Annotated in this window: 19 protein-coding genes; 11 read left to right on the top strand and 8 right to left on the bottom strand. The window is 72.5% G+C overall.

What is annotated here, in order from left to right; translation table 11 throughout:
* Positions 1 to 63 precede the first annotated feature (63 nt).
* Positions 64 to 486 (top strand): secondary thiamine-phosphate synthase enzyme YjbQ, encoded by a 423-nt coding sequence (locus HCC61_RS13275; RefSeq protein WP_169135582.1) that lies wholly within the window; start codon positions 64 to 66, stop codon positions 484 to 486.
* A gap of 118 nt (positions 487 to 604) precedes the next feature.
* Here the strand turns inward: HCC61_RS13275 and HCC61_RS13270 are convergent, their stop codons facing one another.
* Both HCC61_RS13270 and HCC61_RS13265 read right to left on the bottom strand, forming a co-directional pair.
* Positions 605 to 1,621, bottom strand: a complete 1,017-nt coding sequence (locus HCC61_RS13270; RefSeq protein WP_346777171.1) for a chitinase — start codon at positions 1,619 to 1,621, stop codon at positions 605 to 607.
* Positions 1,622 to 1,869: 248 nt separating this feature from the next.
* Positions 1,870 to 2,664: an IclR family transcriptional regulator gene (locus HCC61_RS13265; protein WP_169135580.1), complete on the bottom strand. Its 795-nt coding sequence runs from the start codon at positions 2,662 to 2,664 to the stop codon at positions 1,870 to 1,872.
* A gap of 141 nt (positions 2,665 to 2,805) precedes the next feature.
* Here HCC61_RS13265 and HCC61_RS13260 point away from each other — a divergent pair, with 141 nt between their 5' ends.
* The 9 genes from HCC61_RS13260 to HCC61_RS13220 all read left to right on the top strand — a co-directional run bounded on the left by HCC61_RS13260 (position 2,806) and on the right by HCC61_RS13220 (position 12,262).
* Positions 2,806 to 3,861, top strand: a complete 1,056-nt coding sequence (locus HCC61_RS13260) for a CoA ester lyase (protein ID WP_169135579.1) — start codon at positions 2,806 to 2,808, stop codon at positions 3,859 to 3,861.
* Positions 3,858 to 5,087 (top strand): CaiB/BaiF CoA-transferase family protein, encoded by a 1,230-nt coding sequence (locus HCC61_RS13255; protein ID WP_169135578.1) that lies wholly within the window; start codon positions 3,858 to 3,860, stop codon positions 5,085 to 5,087. The genes HCC61_RS13260 and HCC61_RS13255 overlap by 4 nt, the downstream gene beginning before the upstream one ends.
* Positions 5,084 to 5,593 carry a MaoC family dehydratase gene (locus tag HCC61_RS13250; protein WP_169135577.1) on the top strand — a complete coding sequence of 170 codons (510 nt, stop codon included), beginning with the start codon at positions 5,084 to 5,086 and terminating at the stop codon, positions 5,591 to 5,593. The genes HCC61_RS13255 and HCC61_RS13250 overlap by 4 nt, the downstream gene beginning before the upstream one ends.
* Positions 5,590 to 6,753, top strand: a complete 1,164-nt coding sequence (locus tag HCC61_RS13245) for an acyl-CoA dehydrogenase family protein (protein WP_169135576.1) — start codon at positions 5,590 to 5,592, stop codon at positions 6,751 to 6,753. The genes HCC61_RS13250 and HCC61_RS13245 overlap by 4 nt, the downstream gene beginning before the upstream one ends.
* Positions 6,754 to 6,891: 138 nt before the next feature.
* Positions 6,892 to 7,917 (top strand): LLM class flavin-dependent oxidoreductase, encoded by a 1,026-nt coding sequence (locus HCC61_RS13240; protein WP_169135575.1) that lies wholly within the window; start codon positions 6,892 to 6,894, stop codon positions 7,915 to 7,917.
* Positions 7,914 to 8,948 carry a TRAP transporter substrate-binding protein gene (locus HCC61_RS13235; RefSeq protein ID WP_169135574.1) on the top strand — a complete coding sequence of 345 codons (1,035 nt, stop codon included), beginning with the start codon at positions 7,914 to 7,916 and terminating at the stop codon, positions 8,946 to 8,948. The genes HCC61_RS13240 and HCC61_RS13235 overlap by 4 nt, the downstream gene beginning before the upstream one ends.
* A gap of 10 nt (positions 8,949 to 8,958) precedes the next feature.
* Positions 8,959 to 9,705: a TRAP transporter small permease gene (locus tag HCC61_RS13230; protein WP_169135573.1), complete on the top strand. Its 747-nt coding sequence runs from the start codon at positions 8,959 to 8,961 to the stop codon at positions 9,703 to 9,705.
* Complete coding sequence (locus HCC61_RS13225; RefSeq protein ID WP_169135572.1) at positions 9,702 to 11,009, top strand: TRAP transporter large permease; 1,308 nt, start codon at positions 9,702 to 9,704, stop codon at positions 11,007 to 11,009. Before HCC61_RS13230 ends, HCC61_RS13225 begins: the two co-directional genes overlap by 4 nt.
* The gene (locus tag HCC61_RS13220; protein ID WP_169135571.1) at positions 11,006 to 12,262 is read left to right on the top strand and encodes an MmgE/PrpD family protein; all 1,257 of its coding nucleotides are present in this window, start codon (positions 11,006 to 11,008) and stop codon (positions 12,260 to 12,262) included. Before HCC61_RS13225 ends, HCC61_RS13220 begins: the two co-directional genes overlap by 4 nt.
* Before the next feature lie 217 nt (positions 12,263 to 12,479).
* Here HCC61_RS13220 and HCC61_RS13215 read toward each other — a convergent pair whose 3' ends face one another.
* The gene (locus HCC61_RS13215; RefSeq protein WP_169135570.1) at positions 12,480 to 13,169 is read right to left on the bottom strand and encodes an HAD family phosphatase; all 690 of its coding nucleotides are present in this window, start codon (positions 13,167 to 13,169) and stop codon (positions 12,480 to 12,482) included.
* A 257-nt stretch (positions 13,170 to 13,426) separates the two neighbouring features.
* Between HCC61_RS13215 and HCC61_RS13210 the strand changes: the two genes are divergently transcribed.
* A complete protein-coding gene (locus HCC61_RS13210; protein ID WP_169135569.1) occupies positions 13,427 to 14,515 on the top strand; it encodes a lactonase family protein in 1,089 nt (362 codons plus the stop codon).
* Between the two features lie 265 nt (positions 14,516 to 14,780).
* Here the strand turns inward: HCC61_RS13210 and HCC61_RS13205 are convergent, their stop codons facing one another.
* From HCC61_RS13205 to HCC61_RS13185, 5 genes are all read right to left on the bottom strand, one after another.
* The gene (locus HCC61_RS13205; protein WP_206322406.1) at positions 14,781 to 15,791 is read right to left on the bottom strand and encodes a hypothetical protein; all 1,011 of its coding nucleotides are present in this window, start codon (positions 15,789 to 15,791) and stop codon (positions 14,781 to 14,783) included.
* Positions 15,792 to 15,910: 119 nt separating this feature from the next.
* The gene (locus tag HCC61_RS13200) at positions 15,911 to 16,891 is read right to left on the bottom strand and encodes a BadF/BadG/BcrA/BcrD ATPase family protein (RefSeq protein WP_346777179.1); all 981 of its coding nucleotides are present in this window, start codon (positions 16,889 to 16,891) and stop codon (positions 15,911 to 15,913) included.
* 56 nt (positions 16,892 to 16,947) lie between these two features.
* A complete protein-coding gene (locus HCC61_RS13195) occupies positions 16,948 to 17,625 on the bottom strand; it encodes a uracil-DNA glycosylase (RefSeq protein ID WP_169135567.1) in 678 nt (225 codons plus the stop codon).
* A gap of 115 nt (positions 17,626 to 17,740) precedes the next feature.
* Positions 17,741 to 18,850 (bottom strand): exo-alpha-sialidase, encoded by a 1,110-nt coding sequence (locus HCC61_RS13190; protein WP_169135566.1) that lies wholly within the window; start codon positions 18,848 to 18,850, stop codon positions 17,741 to 17,743.
* A gap of 267 nt (positions 18,851 to 19,117) precedes the next feature.
* Positions 19,118 to 19,963: a TetR/AcrR family transcriptional regulator gene (locus HCC61_RS13185; protein ID WP_240968934.1), complete on the bottom strand. Its 846-nt coding sequence runs from the start codon at positions 19,961 to 19,963 to the stop codon at positions 19,118 to 19,120.
* Positions 19,964 to 20,318: the final 355 nt, after the last annotated feature.

The following is a 20,318-nucleotide window of genomic DNA, read 5'->3' as shown; positions in this document are numbered from 1 at the left end:
CCGGGAAGCCGGGGAGGCGCACCGGAGACGCGCCCCGGCCGGCGGCGCATGGAGGATGGAGGGATGACCGACGCGCTTCAGACCCACGTCCTGCACATCACCACCGGCTCCGGCGAGAGCGTCACCGACCTCACCCGCGACTGCGAGTCCTTCCTGTCGGGAGCGGCGCAGGGAAGGGACGGCCTGCTCAACGTCTTCGTCCCGCACGCCACCGCGGGCATCGCCGTACTGGAGACCGGCGCGGGCAGCGACGACGACCTCCTCGCCGCGCTCCGCGAACTGCTCCCCGCGGACGACCGCTGGCGCCACCGGCACGGCAGCCCGGGACACGGCAGGGATCACGTGCTGCCCGCGCTCGTACCGCCGCACGCCACGCTGCCCGTCATCGGCGGCTCGCTGGAGCTGGGCACCTGGCAGTCGGTGTGCCTCGTCGACACCAACGGCGACAACCCCCACCGCCGGGTCAGGCTGAGCTTCCTGGGGTGAGGTCCCGGCCGGCCCGTACGGCCCGTGCCGCACGTGAGCGGCCATGTCCGCGGCGCCCGTGGTGAGACGGAGCCGGGCAGCCGCGCCGCCCGTCCGCCTCACCACACGGGGCAGGGGCCTAGCCCTTGTAACCGGCCACGATCTTGGAGAACTCCCATTCCTTCTGGTCGATTCCGCTGCACGAGTCGTTGCCGTCGCCGCTGGAGCACGGGCGGTCGCGGTTGGCGGACCAGAAGCTGACGCGCGCCAGGTGCTTCTCCGTGGCGAAGTCGACCATCTTCTGGAAGTCCGCCGGTGAGATGGCCTCGTTGGGCTGGTCGGTCTTGCCGTTCATCGAAGAGAAGCCGACCTTGCTGTACGCCTTCTCCTGGTCGATCTTGTATTCGTCGGCCACGATCTTGGCGAGCCCGTCCACGGCGGTCTGGGTGGCCTTGGCCATGTCCTGGTCGCCGTGTCCGAAGTCGAAGGGCATGACCGTCCAGCCGTCGACGTCGAGACCGGCGGCGGCGCCCTTCTTGATCAGGTCCTTGCCGTTGTCGGTCGGGGCCTCCTCAAGGGTCGGGAAGGTGAGATAGACCTTGACGTCCTTGTTCTTGTCCTTGACGATCTTGAGGGCGTCGACGACCTTCTGCCGCACGTTGGGCATCTCGAACTCGTTCGCCTCGATGTCGATGTCGATCGACTTGAGCTTGTAGGCGTCGATGATCTTCTGGTACGCGCCGGCCAACTCCTCGGCGCTGCCGCACGATTCACCCAGCTTGGAGCCGTTGTAGCCGCCGATGGACGGGGTGACGTCCCCGCCCGCGTCCTGCACCGCCTTGATCGTCTTCTCGTCCTCGCCGCCGGTGAGCGGGCGCTGTCCGTCCCACGCCGGCTCACAGCCTCCCTTGGCCAGGATGAAGGCGAGCGTCAGCTGCTTGTTGCCGGTGTCCTTCATGAACTGGGCGGCCTCCGGCACCTTTCCGGCGCCGGTGTAGAGGTACGGGCCGTTCAGCCCGCTGGGGGCGGCGGCCCTCGCGTGCTGGTCGACGTTGCCGGCCTGTGCGGAGAAGCCGATGCCGACCGCTCCGGCGACCGCGAGCACGGATGCGGTCCCGAGCGCGATCTTGCGACGCTGTGTCAGGTGTGGGCGCACGACAAGCTCCCATCGTGGGGGGTGGGGGTGTTGAAGATTGCGGCCTTGTTTCAGGCGCCTCAGCACGCTAGCGCCGTCCATTGGTCTAGACAATAGAAACGGGGAAATCTTTCGTCCCGCTCCTGCCGGTCCCCGGGCCCGTGAACCGGCAGGAGAGCGCGCCGACTTGGCGGATGGCGCCGGTTCAGACCGTGGGAGCCCGGTGCTCAGATCGTGGGAGTCCGCGCTCAGTCCATGGGAGTCCGCGCTCAGGCCGGGGGCAGCCCGGCGCTGACGCGGCGGGCCGCGTCGGCGGCCAGCGGGCCGAGGCGGCCGGCCCGTTCCGCGTCGTAGCGCTGCACCGGCACGGAGATCGCGAGCGCGCCGACCGGCCGCCCCCGCGGATCCACCAGCGCCGCGCCGACGGCGCCCACGCCCGGGCGCCAGGCGCAGTCGTTCGTCGCGTAACCCCGCTCGCGCACCCGGCCCAGGTCGTCGAGTACGGCTGCCAGGTCCACGGGGGTCGTCTCCGAGAAGCGCTCCAACTCGCCGCCCTCGCCGCTCTTTCCGGCCGCCCGGCCGAGCAGCCGCTCCACCTCCGCGTCGGGCAGGCGGGCGAGGATCGCCCGGCCGCTGCAACTCGCGTGCAGCGGCACCCGCGCTCCCAAGTGCACCCATGTGCGCACCGGTTCGTCGCTGTCCATGCGGTCGATCACGACCAGGTCGTGATCGGAGCCGTAGCTGGAGAGGTGGATGGTCTCGTGGGTCTCGTCCCGCAGCTGCCGCATGGTCGGCAACGCCGCCTCGCGCAGGCCGAGTTCGGCCTGCGCGTGGATTCCGACGGACAGCGCGCGACCGGTGAGCACCCAGCGCGTGCCATCGGTACTGGACGTGGTGAGCCATTCCGCTTCGCGCAGCGTGAGCAGGCAGCGGTGGACGGACGACTTGGGGATCGCCGTCGCTCTCGCGATGGCCGAGACGCCGACGGGTTGCAGCTCAGCAACTGTCTCCAGAACGCGCAGAGTTGTGATGACCGCGCGCATCCCGCCGCCTGGGTTGGGCATCGATGGACTTCCCCCTTGGCCGGGTAACGGTTCCGGATCACGGCTGCACGCCCCTTGACAGTACGTGAGCGCCCTCATGAGGGTAAGGGCGATCGTACCGTCAGCCGGTACGTGTTCCACCTCACGGAACAGGGAGCGCTCATGGAGGTCGGACGGACGCTGCTGTTCGTCCCCGGCGACCGTCCGGACCGGATCAGAAAGGCCGTGGTGAGCGGCGCCGACGACGTCGCCGTCGATTTCGAGGACGCCGTCGACGAGACGGCGAAGGACACCGCGCGCGCTCTGACCGCCGAGGCCCTCATCGGTCTGGCTGCCGCCGGGACCGGACGGCCGGCCCGCCGGGCCCCGCGGATCCACATCCGTGTCAACGCACTGGACACCGCCGAGGCGGAGGCGGATCTCGCGGTCGTCGAGTCCCTGCTCGGGAAGGCCCGCCTCGACGGGCTGGTCGTGCCCAAGGTCCGCTCGGCCGGGCAGCTCGGGGCCCTCGACGAGCGGCTCGCCTCCGCCGAGGCCGCGGGCGAGGCCGGACCGGACGGACGGCCGCCGATGCTGTCGCTGCTGCCCGTCGTGGAGAGCGCGGCCGGGATCCTCGCCTCCGGTGAGATCGCCGCCGCCGGTCCGCGCGTGCCGACGCTGCTGTTCGGCACGCTCGACCTCGCCGCAGAGCTGGGAGTGCGTCCGAGTGTGGAAGGCCGCGAACTGCTGTACGCGCGTTCGCAGTCGGTGCTCGCCGTGCGCGCCGCCGGGCTGCCGGGGCCGCTGGACGGTCCGTACGCGGCGCTCGACGACGAGGACGGACTGGTGCGGTCCTCGCTCGCGGTCCGCGAACTCGGCTTCACGGGCCGTGCCGTGCTCCATCCCCGTCAGATCGCGCCCGTGCGGCGGGCGTTCGCCCCGACGGAGAGTGAACTCGCCCGCGCCCGCGAGGTCCTGGCCGCCTACGCGGACGCGAACGACCGCGGGATCGCAGCGGTGCGGCTGGGTGACGGGACGTTCGTCGACCGTCCCGTGGTGGTACGTGCCGAGGCGCTGCTTCGCGAGGCCGAGCGGGACTCGGAACGGGACGCATCCGCGCAGGATGCGCAACGGGACCCGCAGCAGGACGTGGGGCGGGACGCGTTTCCCGGCGGGGAGCAGCACGGGGCGCGGAATGCCCCGCGGAACGTGCCGCGGAACGCGGAGGCGGCCCCGTGACGGGCGGCCCGGCGGACGGCCCCGCGGGAGAGGCGGACGGGCAGGCGCCCACCGCGCGGCTCCCGCTCGACGGCGTCACCGTCGTCGCCGTCGAACAGGCCGTCGCCGCGCCCTTCGCCACCCGCCAGCTCGCCGACCTCGGCGCACGCGTGATCAAGGTGGAGCGGCCCGACGGCGGCGACTTCGCCCGCGACTACGACCACGTGGTGGGCGGCACCTCCAGCGCGTTCCTGTGGCTCAACCGCGGCAAGGAGTCCGTGCGGCTCGACCTGAAGGACCCGGCGGCGGTGGAGGATCTGCATCTGCTGCTGGAGCGGGCCGACGCCGTCGTGGCCAACCTCGCGCCCGCCGCGCTCGCCCGCCTCGGCCTCGACGCGGACGCACTGCACCGCCGCCACCCGGCCCTCATCGTCTGCCACATATCCGGTTACGCGCCGGACGGGCCGCTCGCCGCGAAGAAGGCCTACGACGCGCTCGTACAGGCAGAGACGGGCCTGATGTCGCTGACCGGCACGCCCTCGGCGCCCGCGAAGACCGGCATCTCCATCGCCGACATCGCCGCCGGCAGCTACGCCTTCAGCGGAGTGCTCGCCGCGATCCGGCACCGCGACGTCACCGGCGAGGCGCTGCCCGTACACGTATCGCTCTTCGACGCGCTCACCGAATGGATGGCGCACCCGCTGTACTACACCCTCTACGGAGGCAACGCCCCCCAGCCGATGGGGACTTCGCACCCCGCGATCGCACCGTACGGCGCCTTCACCGCCGCCGACGGCGCATCGCTGATGATCGCCGTGCAGAACGAACGCGAATGGGCCCGGCTCTGCGGCGGAGTCCTGGAGGCAGCGCACCTCGCCACGGATCCCCGCTTCGGCTCCAACACCGAACGGGTCGCACACCGTGCCGCTCTGGACGCCGAGTTGGCCGGCCGGTTCGCCGCGTACGCCTCGGTGACGCTCACCGCGCGGCTGGACGACGCGGGCATCGCGTGGGGCCGGATGACGGCGCTCGCCGATCTGCCGTCGCACTCCGAACTCGCCCGCGACGGACGCTGGATGGACACCCGCACACCGGACGGCACCGTCCGCACCCTGCGGCCGCCCGGCGTTCCCGGCGGCCGCAGCGCCGGGGGAGGTGCGCTGCCGGGCCTCGGCGCGCACACCGACTCCGTACTGGCCGAACTGCACACAGCAGCCGAACGGCACACCGCAGAGGGAGAGTCATGACGACCCACACCGGCTGGCAGGGCCGCTTCTACGAGGACTTCGTGGTCGGCGACGTCTTCGAGCACCCGCTGGGCCGCACCGTGACCACGACGGACAACATCTGGTTCACCCTGCTCACGCAGAACACCGCGCCGCTCCACTTCGACCACGAGTACGCGCGGCGCACCGAGTTCGGGAAGCCGCTCGTCAACTCCGCCTTCACCCTGGCCCTCGTCGCGGGCCAGAGCGTCACCGACGTCTCGCAGAACGTCTTCGCCAACCTCGGCTGGGAGGAGATCACCCTTCCCGGCCCCGTCTTCGAGGGCGACACGATCCACTCGCGCTCCACCGTGCTGAAGGCCAGGGAGTCCGCGTCGCGGCCGGGCCTGGGCGTCGTCACGGTGCGCACCACCGGCCACAAGCAGACGGGAGAGGTCGTCATCGAGTTCACCAGGACGCTGCTGGTCTACAAGCGCGGTCACGGACCGCGGCACGCGGAGGGCGGCGAGGCGGGGGAGGCCCCGTGACGGGACCGGCGGCGGCGAGTGAACTCCGCCGCGATCTGCGCCAGTTGGTCGACCGCATCTGCGCGGACTACCCCGGCTCCTACTGGCAGGAGGTGGACGCCGAACGCCGCTACCCCGAGGAGTTCGTCGACGCCCTCACCGGTACGGGCTGTCTCGGCGCCCTCGTGCCGGAGGAGTACGGCGGACTGGGCCTGGGCCTCGGCGACGCCTCCGTGATCCTGGAGGGCATCAACGCGGCCGGCGGCAACGCGGGCCCCGTACACGCACAGCTGTACACCATGGGCTCGCTGCTGCGGCACGGCAGCGAGGAGCAGAAGCGGCGCTATCTGCCCCCGATCGCGTCGGGCGAGCTGCGGCTACAGGCGTTCGGCGTCACGGAGCCCACCGCGGGCACCGACACCACCAGCATCCGCACCACCGCGCGGCGCACCGGCGACGGTTACGTCATCAACGGCAGCAAGGTCTTCATCTCCCGCGTCCAGCACTCGGATCTGATGCTGCTGCTGGCCCGTACGACACCGCGGGACGAGGCGGCGAAGAAGTCCGAGGGCATGTCGCTGTTCCTGATCGACCTGCGCGAGGCGGAAGGCGTCGGTCTGCGCCCCATCCGCACCATGGTCAACCACGAGACGAACGAGGTCTTCTTCGACGACGTCCACGTGCCGGCCGACAGCCTCATCGGCGAGGAGGGCCGCGGATTCCGCTACGTCCTCGACGGCATGAACGCCGAACGGATCCTCATCGCCTCCGAATGCATAGGCGACGGCCGGTGGTTCGTGGAGCGCGCCTCGAAGTACGCCAGTGAGCGCGTGGTCTTCGGCCGTCCCATCGGACAGAACCAGGGAGTGCAGTTCCCCATCGCGCGGGCGCACGTGAACGTCGAGGCGGCCGACCTGATGCGGTGGCGCGCGTGCGACCTCTTCGACGCGGGCGAACCCTGCGGCGCCGAGGCCAACATGGCGAAGCTGCTGGCCGCCGACGCCTCCTGGGAGGCGGGCAACGCGGCGCTCCAGACGCACGGCGGCTACGGCTTCGCCGCCGAGTACGACATCGAGCGGAAGTTCCGCGAGACGCGGCTCTACCAGGTGGCGCCCGTCTCGACGAACCTCATCCTCGCCCACATCGGCCAGCACGTGCTGAAGATGCCTCGCTCCTTCTGAGGCCCCCTGCCGACACCCCGCCCCTGAGACCACGAGCCGGGCCCCCACCCGTACACCAATGAGGCCTCCGGGCCGCCACCGGACGAACGAAGAACAGAAGAACAAGGGACAAGGAAGAAGGAAGGAGGTGCCGCGCGGATGAACCACGCCCCGGCCCCCGGTACCGCCCCCGGCTACGGGCTGGTGCTGTGCAGCCAGTTCACCTCGGGCGACGACGTCGTGGCGCGCTTCGACGAGCAGCTGGAGCAGGTCCGCTTCGCCCGCGACGCCGGCTTCTCCTCGGTGTGGGCGACACAGCACTACCTGGCCGACCCCTTCCAGTACCTGCACCCCCTCGCGGTGCTCTCCCGCCTCGTGCCCGAGACCGGCGACATGCGCATCGGCACGGCGATCACGCTGATGGCGCTTCAGAACCCCGTCGACCTCGCCGAGGAGCTGGCGACGCTCGACATCATCAGCGGGGGCCGCCTCACCGTCGGGGCCGGACTGGGCTACCGCGACGCGGAGTTCGACGCCTTCGGCGTGCCGCGTCACGCCCGGCTGCGCCGCTTCCTCGACAACCTCGACCTCGTCCGCCGGCTGTGGACCGAGGACGAGGTGACCTTCCACAGCGAAGCGGTCCGGCTCGACGCCGTACGGCCCGTGCTGCGCCCGGTCCAGCGCCCGCACCCGCCGTTCTGGCTCGCCGGGCACACCGACGGGGCGCTGCGCCGCACCGCACGGCTCGGCCTCCCGTGGATCGCCGCCGCCGCGCACGTCGACCGCGACTATCTGCACCGGCAGGTCGCCCTCTACCGCGAGGCCTGCCGTGAACACGGACGCGAGAGCGCCCCCGTGCAGGTCCTCCAGGAGATCTACGTGGGCGAGAGCGACGAGGCGGCGGTCGAGGACGTGCGCGCCGCGATGACCGTCAAGTACGCCGCCTACCGGGCCTGGGGGCAGGACCGGGTGCTGCCCGCCTCGCAGAGCTTCGACGCGGAGTTCGACAAGCTCCGGCAGGGCCGCTTCATCCTCGGCGGTCCCGCCGCCTGCCGTGCGCAGCTCGCCGATCTCATCGGCCACGTGGCACCGGAGAACATCCTGCTCCGCCCGCAATGGCCCGGGATGCCGCAGGAGAAGGTCATGGCCAGCCTGAAACGCCTGAGGGACGAGGTACTCCCATGAACACATCAGCGATCGGACGGCGGGGCTTCCTGGCCGCCGCGGGCCTGGGCCTCACCGCGGCGGCAGGCGCCTCGGCATGCGCCCCGGCGAACGCGAGGACACCGCGGAAGTCGAGGGTGGCCACCTATCTCCCGTCGTCCTACGGCGACTTGTATCCCGGCATCGAGATGTTCGACAAGGCGGCCGCCGAGCGCAGCGGCGGACGCCTCGCACCGGACCTCTACGACTCGGGCGCCCTGCTCGGCGCCGAGCAGCTGCTGCCCGGGCTGCTGTCGGGCGTCGCCGACGTGATCTTCCAGACCAGCTCGTACGTCTCCTCGACGTATCCGGTGCTCGGCGCGATGGAACTGCCCTTCGTCACCGAGGACTACGGCAGGCTGCGCCGCGCCATCGAGCCGGGGCGCCCGCAGTTCGAGCTGATCAACAAGAACCTGAAGCCGAAGGGCGTGCGCATCCTCGGCGGAATGCCCACCACCTTCGAGTATCTGTGGACCGTCGACCGGCCGATCCGCAGGCCGGAGGACGTGCGCGGTCTGCGGCTGCGCGTCGCCGGCGAGATCGAGGGCGAGACGGTCAAGGCCCTCGGCGGAGCTCCCGTCACCATGGGCTCCGCCGAGATCTACCAGGCGCTGGAGCGCAACACGATCGACGGTCTCGTCAGCTACATCGGCACGGTGGTCTCCCGCGACCTCCAGAAGATCGTCAAGTACGGCACGGCCGGCCACTTCGGCGCGTACACCGTCGACGCCTACTGCCGCAGCGACTGGTACGAACAGCAGCCGCAGGCCGTGCGCCGCGCGCTGGACGAGGCCGGAGCGACCCTCTACCGCGACGGCACCGCCCACATGGTGAAGGTGCACACGAAGGAGTACCTCCCCAAGGTCCGGGACGCGGGCGTGAAGCTGACCGAACCGGGCGGCGCGGAGATGGCGGCCTTCCGCAAGGCGATCGCACCGGTCTACGCGAGCTGGCGGCAGCGGCTCGGCGCCCGCACGGCCGGACAGGCCGTCGAATCCATCCGCGAGGCATGAGGGGCCCGGCATGAGCGCGCTGAACTCGATACGCAAATACGTGCTGGCCTGCGCGATGGCGCTGGCCGTCGTCTCCATGGCCGTCGTCGCGCTGATGATGCTGACCATCACCTACGACGTCGTCGTCCGCTTCACCTTCTCCGCGCCGACGGACTGGGCGTACCCGCTGAACGCCGCCGGGGTGCTCGCGGCGACGTCGCTGGCGATCCCGTACTTCTACGCCAAGGGTCAGCACATCTCGATGGATCTGGTCCACCGGGCCCTGCCGCACGGGCTGCGGCGAGTGGCCGACGTGGTGACCGCGGTCGCCACCGCCTTCCTCGGGGTGGTGCTCGCCGTGACCGCGTACCGCTCGCTGAGGGTCGCGATCGACGGCGGCCTCACGGGCTCCGGCACCTTCAGCATCCCCTACTGGATTCCGGACGCGGTGCTGTGCCTCAGCGGTGTGCTGCTGGCCGTCGTCGCCGTGCTCTTCCCGCCGGGAGGCGGGGGCGACGGCGCGGACGCCGGCGCACTGCTCGCCGGGCAGCCCGGACAGCCGTCCGCCGAAGGGGAGTTGACCGGAGCCGAGCCCGCGCAAGAGCCGTCTGGGGACGCCGCCGCGGACGCCGCCGCGGACGCCGCCGTGGACGCCTCCGCGGAGGACGACTCCTCCCGTACCGGCCACGCTTCCCGCACGCCGCGCACCTCCCGCACTGCCCGCACCGACGGCGGCGACGCCGCCTCCGGCACCGGAGAAGGAGAGAACCGCTCATGATTCCCGACGCCGGTGTCGCGGCCCTCGCGGTCGTACTGCTGCTGTTGCTCATAGCCCTGCGCACACCCATCTTCGTGGCGCTCGCCGTCTCCGGCATCGCCGGACTCATCGGCCTGGACGGCCTCTCCGGCGTCGAGCTGGTGCCGCTGTCGCTGGTCGCGCAGCTCCAGAACTACGCACTCGTCGCCGCACCCCTCTACATCCTCCTGGGCGAGGTGCTCGCGGTCAGCGGCCTGGGCCGCGACCTGTTCGGCGCGGCATACCGCTGGTTCAACCGGATCCCCGGCGGGCTGGGAGCCTCCGCCATCGGCTCCTCCACCGTCTTCGGCGCCATGTCCGGCGTGAGCATCTCCTCCGTCGCGATCATCGGCCGCATGGCCGTCCCGGAGATGCTGGCCCGCGGCTACCGGCCCGCGTTCGCGAGCGGGACCGTCGCCGCCTCGGGTGCGCTGGCCATGCTCATCCCGCCGAGCCTGATGTTCATCCTGTACTCGTCGGTGACGGGCGTGAGCATCGCGGAACTCTTCGCCGGCGGACTCATCCCCGGGCTGCTCCTCGCCGCGTTCATGATCGTGTACGTGGTGGTGCGCGCGAAGACCGCTCCCGCCAACGCACCTGTCGTGAAAGAGGACTTCACCTGGGGACAGCGCCTCGCCGCGCTCGTGAAGATCTCGCCCGCGCTGGTGCTGATCGTCCTCGTGCTCGGCTCGATCTACACCGGCTTCGCCACCCCCACCGAGGCCGCGGCCGTCGGCGCCCTCGCGGCGTTCGGAGTGACGGGCTGGGTCTACCGGAAGCTGGGCTGGGCGAATCTCCGTACGATCTTCGTCTCCACGGCGCACGTGACCGCGTCCATCCTGGCCATCGTCGGCGCCGCCTTCGTCTTCACGGAGATGCTGGTGGTGGCCCGCGTCCCCGACGCGGTCTCCACCTTCGTCGTCGGCCTGGACACCTCGCCGTACCTGGTGATCGCGACCATCATGGTGGTGCTCGTGCTGCTCGGCTGCCTGGTCGACGCCGCCTCGCTGCTGCTCGTCGTGACCCCGATCCTGGTACCGGCGGTCGAGGGGCTCGGCTTCGATCCGCTGTGGTTCGGGGTGCTGCTCGTGGTCAATCTGGAGATGGCGGTGATCACGCCACCGGTCGGGCTGAACCTGTACACCCTGAAATCCGTGGTGCCCGAACTGGATCTCGCCGACATCTTCCGCGGCATCCTGCCGTATCTGGTCATCGAGGCCGCGATGCTCGCGCTCGTCACCGCCGTACCGGAACTCGCCACTTGGCTGCCCGGACTGGTCACATGATCGCGGACCTGGCGGGCTGGGCGGCGGCTTTCGAACCGGACGCCGCCGACCGCGAACTCGCCCGCACAGCGCTCGTGGACACCGCCGCGGTCACCGTCGCCGCGGCGGGCGACCCGGTCGCCCGTACGACGGCCGGACTGCCGGAGGCGCTGCGCTGGGCCGCGACAGGACACGTGCTGGACTTCGACGACGTCCACCTGCCGTCGACGTCGCACATCAGCGTCGTCTGCGTCAGCGCGGCGCTCGCATGCGGAGGCGGAGCACGTGCCTACCTCGCCGGGGCGGGAGTGATGGCTCGGCTCGGCACGGCTCTGGGCTGGAGCCACTACGGCAGCGGCTGGCACACCACCTGCACCGCGGGAGCCCCGGCCGCCGCGGTGGCCGCCGGTGTCGCTCTCGGTCTCGACGAGGACGGGCTCAGACGTGCCATGGCGCTCGCCGTGCCCGCCGCGGGCGGAGTGCAGCGCGCCTTCGGCACGTCCGGGAAGTCCCTCCAGGTCGGCTTCGCCGCGGACGCCGGCGTACGGGCCGCCCGTCTCGCCGTGGCGGGCGCGACGGCCGATCCGGCGGCGCTGGACGACTGGTTCGCCCTCGTGGGCGGCGCCGCCGAGCCCGACCTGAGCGGGCCCGCAGTGCCGGACGGACTCGCCGTGAAGCTGCACCCCTGCTGCTATGCGATGCAGCGGCCCATCAGCGCGGCACGCGAACTGGCGTACAACGGCCGTGGGGAGGCAAGCGGTGCGGCTGTCGGCGGTGCGGCGGCCGGCGGCGGGGGAGCCTTCGGCGGGCGGGCCGAGGACATCGCACGCATCACCGTCACCACTCCCGAGGCGGGCATGCAGCCGCTGATCCACCACCGGCCCCGCACGGGGCTGGAGGCGAAGTTCAGCATGGAGTACGCCGTGGCGACCGCGCTTCTCGACGGCTTCCCCGGCATGGCCGACTTCACCGACGCCGCGGCGGTCAGGCCCGAGGTGCGGCGCCTGCTGGATCGTACGGAGGTACGCGTGCTGCCGGGCGGCGGCTCCGGCCTGATGGAGGGCGAGACCCGGGTCGCGGTGGAATGCGCCGACGGTCAACGGGCCGAGGCCGCACTGGAGTTGCCGCAGGGCCACCCGGGGCGTCCCGCCACCGCCGGAGAACTGGCCGCCAAGGTCGCCGCGTGCGTCGGCACGGCGCGCGCCCCGGAGGTGACGGAGCTGACGTGGGAGTCGGCGCCCCGGCTGCTGCGCGGTGTCCTCCCGCCGGGCTGAACTCCGCGAAGCCGAAGCCGAAGCCGAAGCCGAAGCCGGAGCCGGGGCGCGGCCAGTGAGCGGGGTGAGTGGGGGGCGGGGAGAAGAGTGCGGAAGCTGCCGGTCCGTATGACCGTCGAGGAGAAGCCCAAGTCCCGGCGTTCACGGAGGAGTTGGCGTGCGGTCGGCCGAGCGCGGCCCGGAGCGGGGGCGCCCCGGCTCATGACGCCCGTGCCCGTCAGCCCTCGCCGCCCGTGATCCAGTCGTACGCCCGCCGAGGGTCGAACTCGTCCTGGCCGCCCGCGAACAGCAGCCCCGCCGAGGCGAACGCCGGGTCCGTCTCCGTCCCCCGCACATATGGGACGGCCACGCACCGCATCCCCGCCCGGCGTGCCGCCTCCGCCCCGGCAGGCGCGTCCTCCACCACGGCGCAGCCGCCCGGCGGCACACCCAGCCGCCGCGCCGCCTCCAGGAAGACGTCGGGCTCCGGCTTCCCGCGTCCGACCTCCTCGGCCGAGACCCGTACCGGCAGCAGTTCCGCCAGACCCGCGCACTCCAGCACCGCGTGGACCGCCTCCGGCGAGGAACCGGAGGCCACCGCCAACGGGTATGAGGCGGCGTGCAGTTGCTCCACGAGTGTCCGCATCGCGGGAAAGACCTGTGCCGAACGCCCGGCCAGCTCCAGATAGCTGCGGTTCTTCTCCGCCAGCAACTGCTCCACGGGCGCGGCGATCCCGTGCTCGGCGCGCAGCGTCTCCATCGTCTCCCGGGTGCCGATGCCGATGAACCGCGTGTGCTCGGCCCAGCTGAACTCCGGGACCCCGTGGGCGGCGAGCACCCGCCGCCCCGCCTCGTAGTAGTGCGGCTCGCTGTCCACGAGCGTGCCGTCGAGGTCGAAGATCACGGCGGTGGCGGGGGAGCTGTCCATGGCCACCAGGGTGCACGACGAGCGCAGCGCACGAACGGCCGGGCCGCGCGGTCGGCGTCCGCCGACGGGCGTGAGCGGACCCGGCGCCGTGAGCGGACCCCGCGCCGTGAGCGGACCCCGCGCCATGGGCGGACCGCGACTGTCTGGCGGAGCCTCCGCGGACCTGGTGCGGTTGTGATCGAGTACGCCCCTGCTCCGGCACGCGCTGCTACGGTCGGCCCAAGATCGCGGATCTCTCGTAGGGGAAGGGCAGCGCGGTGAGCGGAGCGGACGGGCAGTGGGCCGACAGGGCGTACATCGGATCGTTCACATCGGCAGGCGGCCGGGGCGTCACCACCGCGGCGCTCGACCCCGGAAGCGGCGCGCTGACGGCCTTGCACCACACCGAGACCCTCGTGCCCGACCCGTCGTATCTCGTCGTGGCCCACGGCCCGGGCGGTCCGGGCAGCCCCGGCGGCCACCTCTACGCGGTCAGCGAGCGCGACACCGGCGGCGCCGCGGCCTTCTCCCTCGCCGACCGGGACAGACCCGCACTGCTGGGGGAGCCCACACCCGTGAGGGGCGCGGGCCCGACCCATCTGACCGTCGCCGCCGGGCACCTCGTCACCGCCAACTACGGCTCCGGAAGCATCAGCGCGCTTCCCGTACGCGCCGACGGCACCCTCGGCAGCCGCGCCTCCGTCCACCAGCACACCGGCGGCGGCCCGGAGACGCAGCGTCAGGAGGGCCCGCACGCGCACGCGGTGGTTCCCGACCCGTCAGGCCGCTGGCTGCTCGCCGTAGACCTCGGCACGGACTCCGTGTGGATCTACGACCTGCGGGAGGCCTGCCCGGAGGGCGAACCGCTGCCGTACGCGGAGGCGCCGCTTCGCCCCGGAACCGGCCCCCGGCACCTGGTCTTCCACCCGGACGGGACCCACGCCTACATCGTCGGCGAGCTCGACTCGTCGGTGACGGTGTGCAGTTGGGACGCCGCCACCGGCACCCTCGAAGCGCTGCACGAGACCGCCACCGTGCCGGGCAGCGCCGCACCGGAGCGCAACTACCCCTCGGAGTTCGTCGTCTCGCGCGACGGCCGCTTCGCATGGGCCGCCAACCGCGGCCACGACAGCGTCTCGGTGTTCGACATGGCCGCTTCCGGCGACTCCATGGAACTCGCCGGGACCGTGCCGTGCGGCGGGCACTGGCCGCGCGATCTCGCCCTGCACCCGTCGGGCCGCCTCCTCTACGCGGCCAACGAACGCTCCGGCGACGTCACTTGGTTCGACATCGACCCGGCCACCGGCACCCCGCACCGGGCGGGCAGCATCGCCGCACCGGCCGCGAGCTGCGTCGTCTTCGGCTGAACGCACGGGCGGGCCGTACGTACGGAAGTGCCGTACGTACGGGACAGCCGTATGTACGGGAGCGCCATATGTACGGGAGAACTTCAGCGCGGGCGGCCCGTGCGCAGGGCCGCGGCCGCATTCCGGGCGCTGCCGGCGGGCGTCTCCGGGGCAGCGAAGAGGCGGCGCGCCCTGTCCTCCCCGACGGGCGCACCGCCTCCGTTCCATACCGGCGCGCGAGCGGACACGCGCGCCGGAGAGCTCACCCCGGCCGCCGTCCGCCGCGTCAGCGCGCGGCCAGGCCCTGCGGCGACTGCTGGTGCGGTATGCCCAGCTTGGCCGCGTACGTCGACGCCACCAGCTTGCCCACCGCCGGGTACGCACCCAGCGGTTCGGCCACGGCGCAGCCCGCCTCGGCGGCCGCCGCGTCGAGCAGCCCGGCCGGTACCTCCGGGCCGATGAGACAGGGCGCGACGGCGAGTTGCTGGGAGCCGGCCTCGCGCAGCTGCTCCGCGACGCGCGCCACGGCGCCCTCCTCGTCGAGCCCGGCGGCGAGCACGGGGACGGCGAGACGCGCGGCCAGCAGCATGCCGGTGATGCCGGCCGCCTGCACGGCCTCCTCGCCGCCGACGGAGGCGAGGATGATGCCGTCCGCGGCGGTCGCGACTGTGAAGAGCCGGGCCCGGTCCGCGCGTGCGAGGCCCGCCTCGGAGAGCTTCACGTGCACGCCTTCGGCCAGCAGCGGGTGCGGGCCGAGCACATCGGTGAGTTCGGCGCCCGTGCCGCTGGAGAGGACCGCCTGCCGTATCTGGCGCATGCCTGCGGCGTCGGGCCCGGCGAGCAGCGGGATGACGAGGGCGACGAGACGTTCCTCGGCACCGGTCTTCGGGGCGCGGTGGGCGGCGGTGGCGGCGCCGTTCTCGGCGTCACCGCGGTCCCCGCCCTCCTCGGCCGCCGCGGCGGCCTCGACGGCGGCCAGTTCGGCGGCACGTTCCTCCGCGGCCTGCTGGTCCGCGGCGGTCTGCGCCAGCACGCCGCCGAGGGTCGGGTACTCCTCGCCGTCGCCCTCCACGTAACCGATCCGGGCGTCCATTCCCGGCAACTCCGAGCGGGCGATGCTGAGGATCTCCTCGGCGATGCTGCGGACGGTGCCGGAGGGGGTGCCGGGCACGGCGAGTACCAGTGCGGGGGCGTTCTCTGGTGCAACTACAGGCTCCGGTTTGCGGTGCCTTCCGGGCCTGCGTGGACGCGGCATTCGCACTGGCAGGCCGTTGTCCGGGTCAGTGGGGGAGCTCATGCGCCCGCATGTTAATGCCTTGCGGGACCCGGCAGTTCAAGCGGGGGAGACTGGCCTGAAATGCCCTTTTGATCCTGGGGGTGAGATGTTGGCCTTTGCCGGAATTCGACGCCGATTTCTCAACTGGTGGACAGCAGCGCCGGATCGGAGGGCAGCCGCAGCGCACCCTCGGTGAGCCGGGCGGCGACGAGCAGCGCCCCGTCCAGCGGGCCGCCCTCGGGGGAGAGCAGCCGGCGGGCACGCGGCAGCCGCCGCTCCAGCTCCGCCTCCAGCGGCTCCAACAGCGGCGTACCGATGCGGAACAGGCCACCTGTCAGGCCGACCACGGCGCCCTCCGCCCCGGGGCACGCGGCAGCCGCGGCATCCGCGATCTCGTGGGCCGCCGCACGCATCACAGCCGCTGCGACGGGGTCGCCCGCCGTGGCGCAGGCGGCGACGTCGGGAGCGAAGGAGGCGAGCACGGCCGGTCTGTCCGTACGGGGGTAGAGCTGTGCGGGCAGCCCGCTCAGCGGTGCGCCGAAGCGCTCCTCGGCACGCTCCCTGAGCGGCTGCGAGCCGCCCTCCCGGCCGTCGAACTCGCGCATCGCGGCCTGGAGTCCGGCCTGCCCGATCCAGGCGCCGCCGCCGCAGTCGCCCAGCAGATGGCCCCAGCCGTCGGCGCGCCGCCAGCCGCGCAGATCGGTGCCCATGGCGATCAGTCCCGTGCCGCCGGCCACCACCGCCCCCGGAGACTCCCCGAGCGCACCCGCGTACGCGGTCACCGCGTCGGCCGCCAGCGCCACGTGCCGGGCGCCGAACTCCCGCGCGAGGACTGCCGGAAGCGTCGCCCGCAGCCCCGCGCCGAGGGTCGCCATCCCGGCGGCCCCCACGCACACCGCGGCCAGGCCTGCGCCTCGCGCCCCGGCGTCAGCCAGCAACCGCCGGGCGGCGGGCACCAGTTGAGCCAGCATGTGCTCGGCGTCGATGCCGTCGGCGCCGGTGCGCACCGGCTCGGACGATGTGACCGTGCCCGCGGCCTCGGGAGTCGATCCGGGGCGCGCGGCGTCGGCAAGGGCGACGCGCAGACCCGAACCGCCCGAGTCGGCACCCAGCACCCACACCCGTTCCGTGGCGGGTCCGTCCGGCGACGTCGCGCCCCGGCCGGACTCGCGGGCCGTCACGGCAGTTTCCAGTCCACCGGGTCGGCTCCCTGCTGGGCGAGGAGGTCGTTGACGCGGCTGAACGGCCGCGAGCCGAAGAAGCCGCGGTCCGCCGACATCGGCGAAGGATGCGAGGATTCCACGACCGGCCGGCTCTGGAGCAGCCCGCGGAGATTCCGCGCGTCACGTCCCCACAGCACCGAGACCAGCGGCCGCTCGCGGGCGACGAGCGCGCGGATCGCCTGCTCCGTGACCTCTTCCCAGCCCTTGCCGCGGTGGGCGCCCGGGCTGCGCGGCGCTGTCGTCAGCGCCCTGTTGAGCAGCAGCACGCCCTGCCGCGTCCACGGCGTCAGATCGCCGTTGGACGGACGGGGCAGCCCGAGGTCGCTGTTCAGCTCCCGGAAGATGTTCTCCAGACTGCCCGGCAGCGGACGTACGTCCGGCGCGACCGAGAACGACAGGCCCACGGCATGCCCGGGCGTCGGATACGGGTCCTGTCCGACGATGAGGACCCGCACCTCGTCGAACGGCTGCTGAAAGGCGCGCAATACGTTCTCCCCCGCGGGGAGATAGGTTCTCCCTGCGGCGATCTCCGCGCGGAGGAACTCGCCCATGGACGCGACCCGTTCGGCGACGGGCTCCAGCGCCTTGGCCCAGCCTGGTTCGACGATCTCATTCAACGGTCGTGCAGCCACGGGCGGTTACTCTACTGCCTCCGCGAGGCCGCGCAGTCCCTGCCGATCATCTTCCCGGCACCCTCCCCTCCCTCGGCCCGGACAGATCGTCAGGGCCCGGCCCGATGCGGCCGCTTCAGCCGACGACCGCCGCCCGCACGCACAGCACATCGGGAAGGTGCCCGGCCAACTGCCGCCAGTGCTCGCCCTCGTCGGGGCTGGCGAACACCTCGCCGTTGCGGTTGCCGAAGTAGATTCCCGCCGGGTCGGCGCCGTCGGTGCACATCGCGTCACGCAGCACCGGGCCGTAGTGCGCCGACTCCGGCAGACCGGCACCCAGCTCCTGCCAGCTGGCGCCCGCGTCGTCGGTACGGTGCACCCGGCAGCGGCGCTCGGCCGGGACGCGGTCGGAGTCCGCGTTGAGCGGGAAGACATATGCGACGCCGCCGCGACGCGGATGGCTGACCACGGGGAAGCCGAAGTCGGACGGGAGACTGCCGCCGATGGGCGTCCAGTTCGTCCCCTCGTCGTCGCTGCGGTAGACGCCCCAGTGGTTCTGTAGATACAGCCGGTCGGGGTCCTCGGCGTCACGCGCCACCTTGTGCACGCACTGCCCGTACTCCGGGAAGCGCATGGGCTCCGGGAGGAAGACCGCCTCCACGCCGCGATTGCACGGCTCCCAGCTCTCGCCCGCGTCGCCCGTGCGGTACGCGCCGCCGGTCGAGACCGCCACGGTCATCCTGCGGGCGTTCCTCGGGTCGATGAGGATGGTGTGCAGGCCCAGGCCGCCGCCTCCCGGCACCCAGTCCTTGCGCGTGGGGTGATCCCACAGCCCGCGCACCAGCTCGAAGCTGACCCCGCCGTCCTCGGAGCGGAACAGGGCGCCCGGCTCGGTCCCCGCCCACACCACGTCAGGCTCGTCGGCTCCGCCCGGCTGGAGCTGCCAGACCCGCTCCAGCGACACCTCGGTGTCCTGCGGGAACTTCACCGCCGGAGCGGGCGGCTCCGTCCACGTCGAGCCCAGATCGTCGGAGTGGAAGACCGACGGCCCCCAGTGCGAGCTGTCACCGCCGACGAGGATTCTGGGACCGGAGGCGGGCCGGGTGTCGAGGGCGACCGAGTAGACCGCCTGGGCGTTGAAGTGCGGACCGTCGAACTCCCAGTCCGCCGCCCGCCGTCCGCCCACCGGCCGTCTGGCGAGGAACAGCCCCTTACGGGTGCCCACTGCGAGAAGTACGTCTGACATGTCTGATCCCGCCTCCATGACGTCATTGTCCGGGGTTTCGAGGTGGGCACAGTCTGCACCCGGCCACTGACAATGGCGCCGCTGCGTGCGTCGTCGCAGGTGAGGGCGGCGCGTGTGCCGCCCCTCGGCTCGCTGGCACCCACCGGGAGCGAGGCGGCGGCGGACCGGCGGCGGGACGGAAGCGGGCCCGGTGTGCCGTCGGCGGACGAACGGAGCGAACAGAACGCGCCGCACGGGCGCACCGGGCGAACCGGCGCGCCCCGGACCTCAGTTCGCCGAGGGCTTCTGCGGCGGCTCGGCGGCCGGCCTGGTCTGGCGCAGCAGCTCGTACGGCTCCGACGCCGCCCGCGCCCCGGCTCCGGCCCCGCCCCCGGCCCCCTCCTCGGCATCGGCCTCCGGCGCTTCCGCGGGCTCCGGCCGCGGCTCCGGGATCACGGCCGCCGGATAACGGATCCGGGTCAACTGCCGTGCGGGCGGACGCTGTTCGTCGCCCGCGGGGATCTCGGGGCTCTCCTGCGGCGGGCTGCCCAGCTCCCAGTCCAGCTCGTAACGTGCGAACAGCTCGGCGCGCAGCCGGGCCATCGGCATCGGCGCCCCGGGCAGCAGCACCGCCACGACGGCGCCCATCAGCAGCGCCCGCAGCAACGGGTAGTCCGTGTCCGGATCGGGCGAGCCATAGAGCGTGACGGCCTCCTTCAGCAGCGCCGCCAGCCGCTGCTGCTCGGGGCACTGGACGAACCCCTCCTGCTGGAGGATCCCCGCCATGTGGGCTCGCATCAGCACGGGGCGGTCCTCGGCCAGCCCGAGCACCGCGTCGATGGCCCGTGCCAGCGCCTCGTCGCCCGCGCCCGTGCCTTCCGGCGCCGGTGCCCGCCTCAGGGCCTCGTCGAGCGTGAGGTGCATCAGCCGGTGCACGGCGGACTGGAAGAGCTCGCGCTTCCCGGGGAAGTAGTACGAGATCAGCCCGCGCGCCGAGCCCGCGCGGTCCGCGATGGCCCCCAGGGTCGTCGCCTCGAACCCCCGCTCGCCGACGAGATCGACCGTAGCCTGAAGCAGTCGTTCCCGGGAGCGCCGACGCAACTCCTCATTGACCGAAGCGCTCCGAGGGGACATCCTGTGAACTCCTATGTTGACTGGCTCCCAGCCAATATACTCGCGGAGACTTCGGACGCACGCCCCCGACCAGGCTGCTTCCGGCGCGGCCGCCGGTATTGGGCGACGCGGGGGATCGCCCAATACCGGCTATCTGCCTGCCTCTTCGGCCCGCCGCACCCTCCACGGGCCCTCCGTGCCGCCCTCGCTCCGAGCACCGGGGGACCCGGCACGCCACTCGGAATCCAGCGCGCGAAAGCGCCCAACTCCCGTTGCGCGGACCGTTGTTGAAAGCCGGACAAGCAATAAAATGAGATGTGGAACACACCGGGGCGGACGTACGGGACCCGCGCGGGCCCGACGCTCCTCCACCGGC

It is taken from the genome of Streptomyces sp. HNM0575 (assembly GCF_012726265.1).
Taxonomy (GTDB): Bacteria; Actinomycetota; Actinomycetes; order Streptomycetales; family Streptomycetaceae; genus Streptomyces.
The sequence above is the reverse complement of the archived record's forward strand: the minus strand, read 5'-3'. Positions and strand labels throughout refer to the sequence as shown.

What these genes read in the sequence shown, in the direction of transcription:
- HCC61_RS13275 (WP_169135582.1), top strand. Translation starts at nt 64, where the DNA reads ATGACCGACGCGCTTCAGACCCACGTCCTGCACATCACCACCGGCTCC.
- HCC61_RS13265 (WP_169135580.1), bottom strand. Translation starts at nt 2,664, where the DNA reads ATGCCCAACCCAGGCGGCGGGATGCGCGCGGTCATCACAACTCTGCGC.
- HCC61_RS13260 (WP_169135579.1), top strand. Translation starts at nt 2,806, where the DNA reads ATGGAGGTCGGACGGACGCTGCTGTTCGTCCCCGGCGACCGTCCGGAC.
- HCC61_RS13250 (WP_169135577.1), top strand. Translation starts at nt 5,084, where the DNA reads ATGACGACCCACACCGGCTGGCAGGGCCGCTTCTACGAGGACTTCGTG.
- HCC61_RS13240 (WP_169135575.1), top strand. Translation starts at nt 6,892, where the DNA reads ATGAACCACGCCCCGGCCCCCGGTACCGCCCCCGGCTACGGGCTGGTG.
- HCC61_RS13235 (WP_169135574.1), top strand. Translation starts at nt 7,914, where the DNA reads ATGAACACATCAGCGATCGGACGGCGGGGCTTCCTGGCCGCCGCGGGC.
- HCC61_RS13230 (WP_169135573.1), top strand. Translation starts at nt 8,959, where the DNA reads ATGAGCGCGCTGAACTCGATACGCAAATACGTGCTGGCCTGCGCGATG.
- HCC61_RS13225 (WP_169135572.1), top strand. Translation starts at nt 9,702, where the DNA reads ATGATTCCCGACGCCGGTGTCGCGGCCCTCGCGGTCGTACTGCTGCTG.
- HCC61_RS13220 (WP_169135571.1), top strand. Translation starts at nt 11,006, where the DNA reads ATGATCGCGGACCTGGCGGGCTGGGCGGCGGCTTTCGAACCGGACGCC.
- HCC61_RS13215 (WP_169135570.1), bottom strand. Translation starts at nt 13,169, where the DNA reads ATGGACAGCTCCCCCGCCACCGCCGTGATCTTCGACCTCGACGGCACG.
- HCC61_RS13205 (WP_206322406.1), bottom strand. Translation starts at nt 15,791, where the DNA reads ATGAGCTCCCCCACTGACCCGGACAACGGCCTGCCAGTGCGAATGCCG.
- HCC61_RS13190 (WP_169135566.1), bottom strand. Translation starts at nt 18,850, where the DNA reads ATGTCAGACGTACTTCTCGCAGTGGGCACCCGTAAGGGGCTGTTCCTC.
- HCC61_RS13185 (WP_240968934.1), bottom strand. Translation starts at nt 19,963, where the DNA reads ATGTCCCCTCGGAGCGCTTCGGTCAATGAGGAGTTGCGTCGGCGCTCC.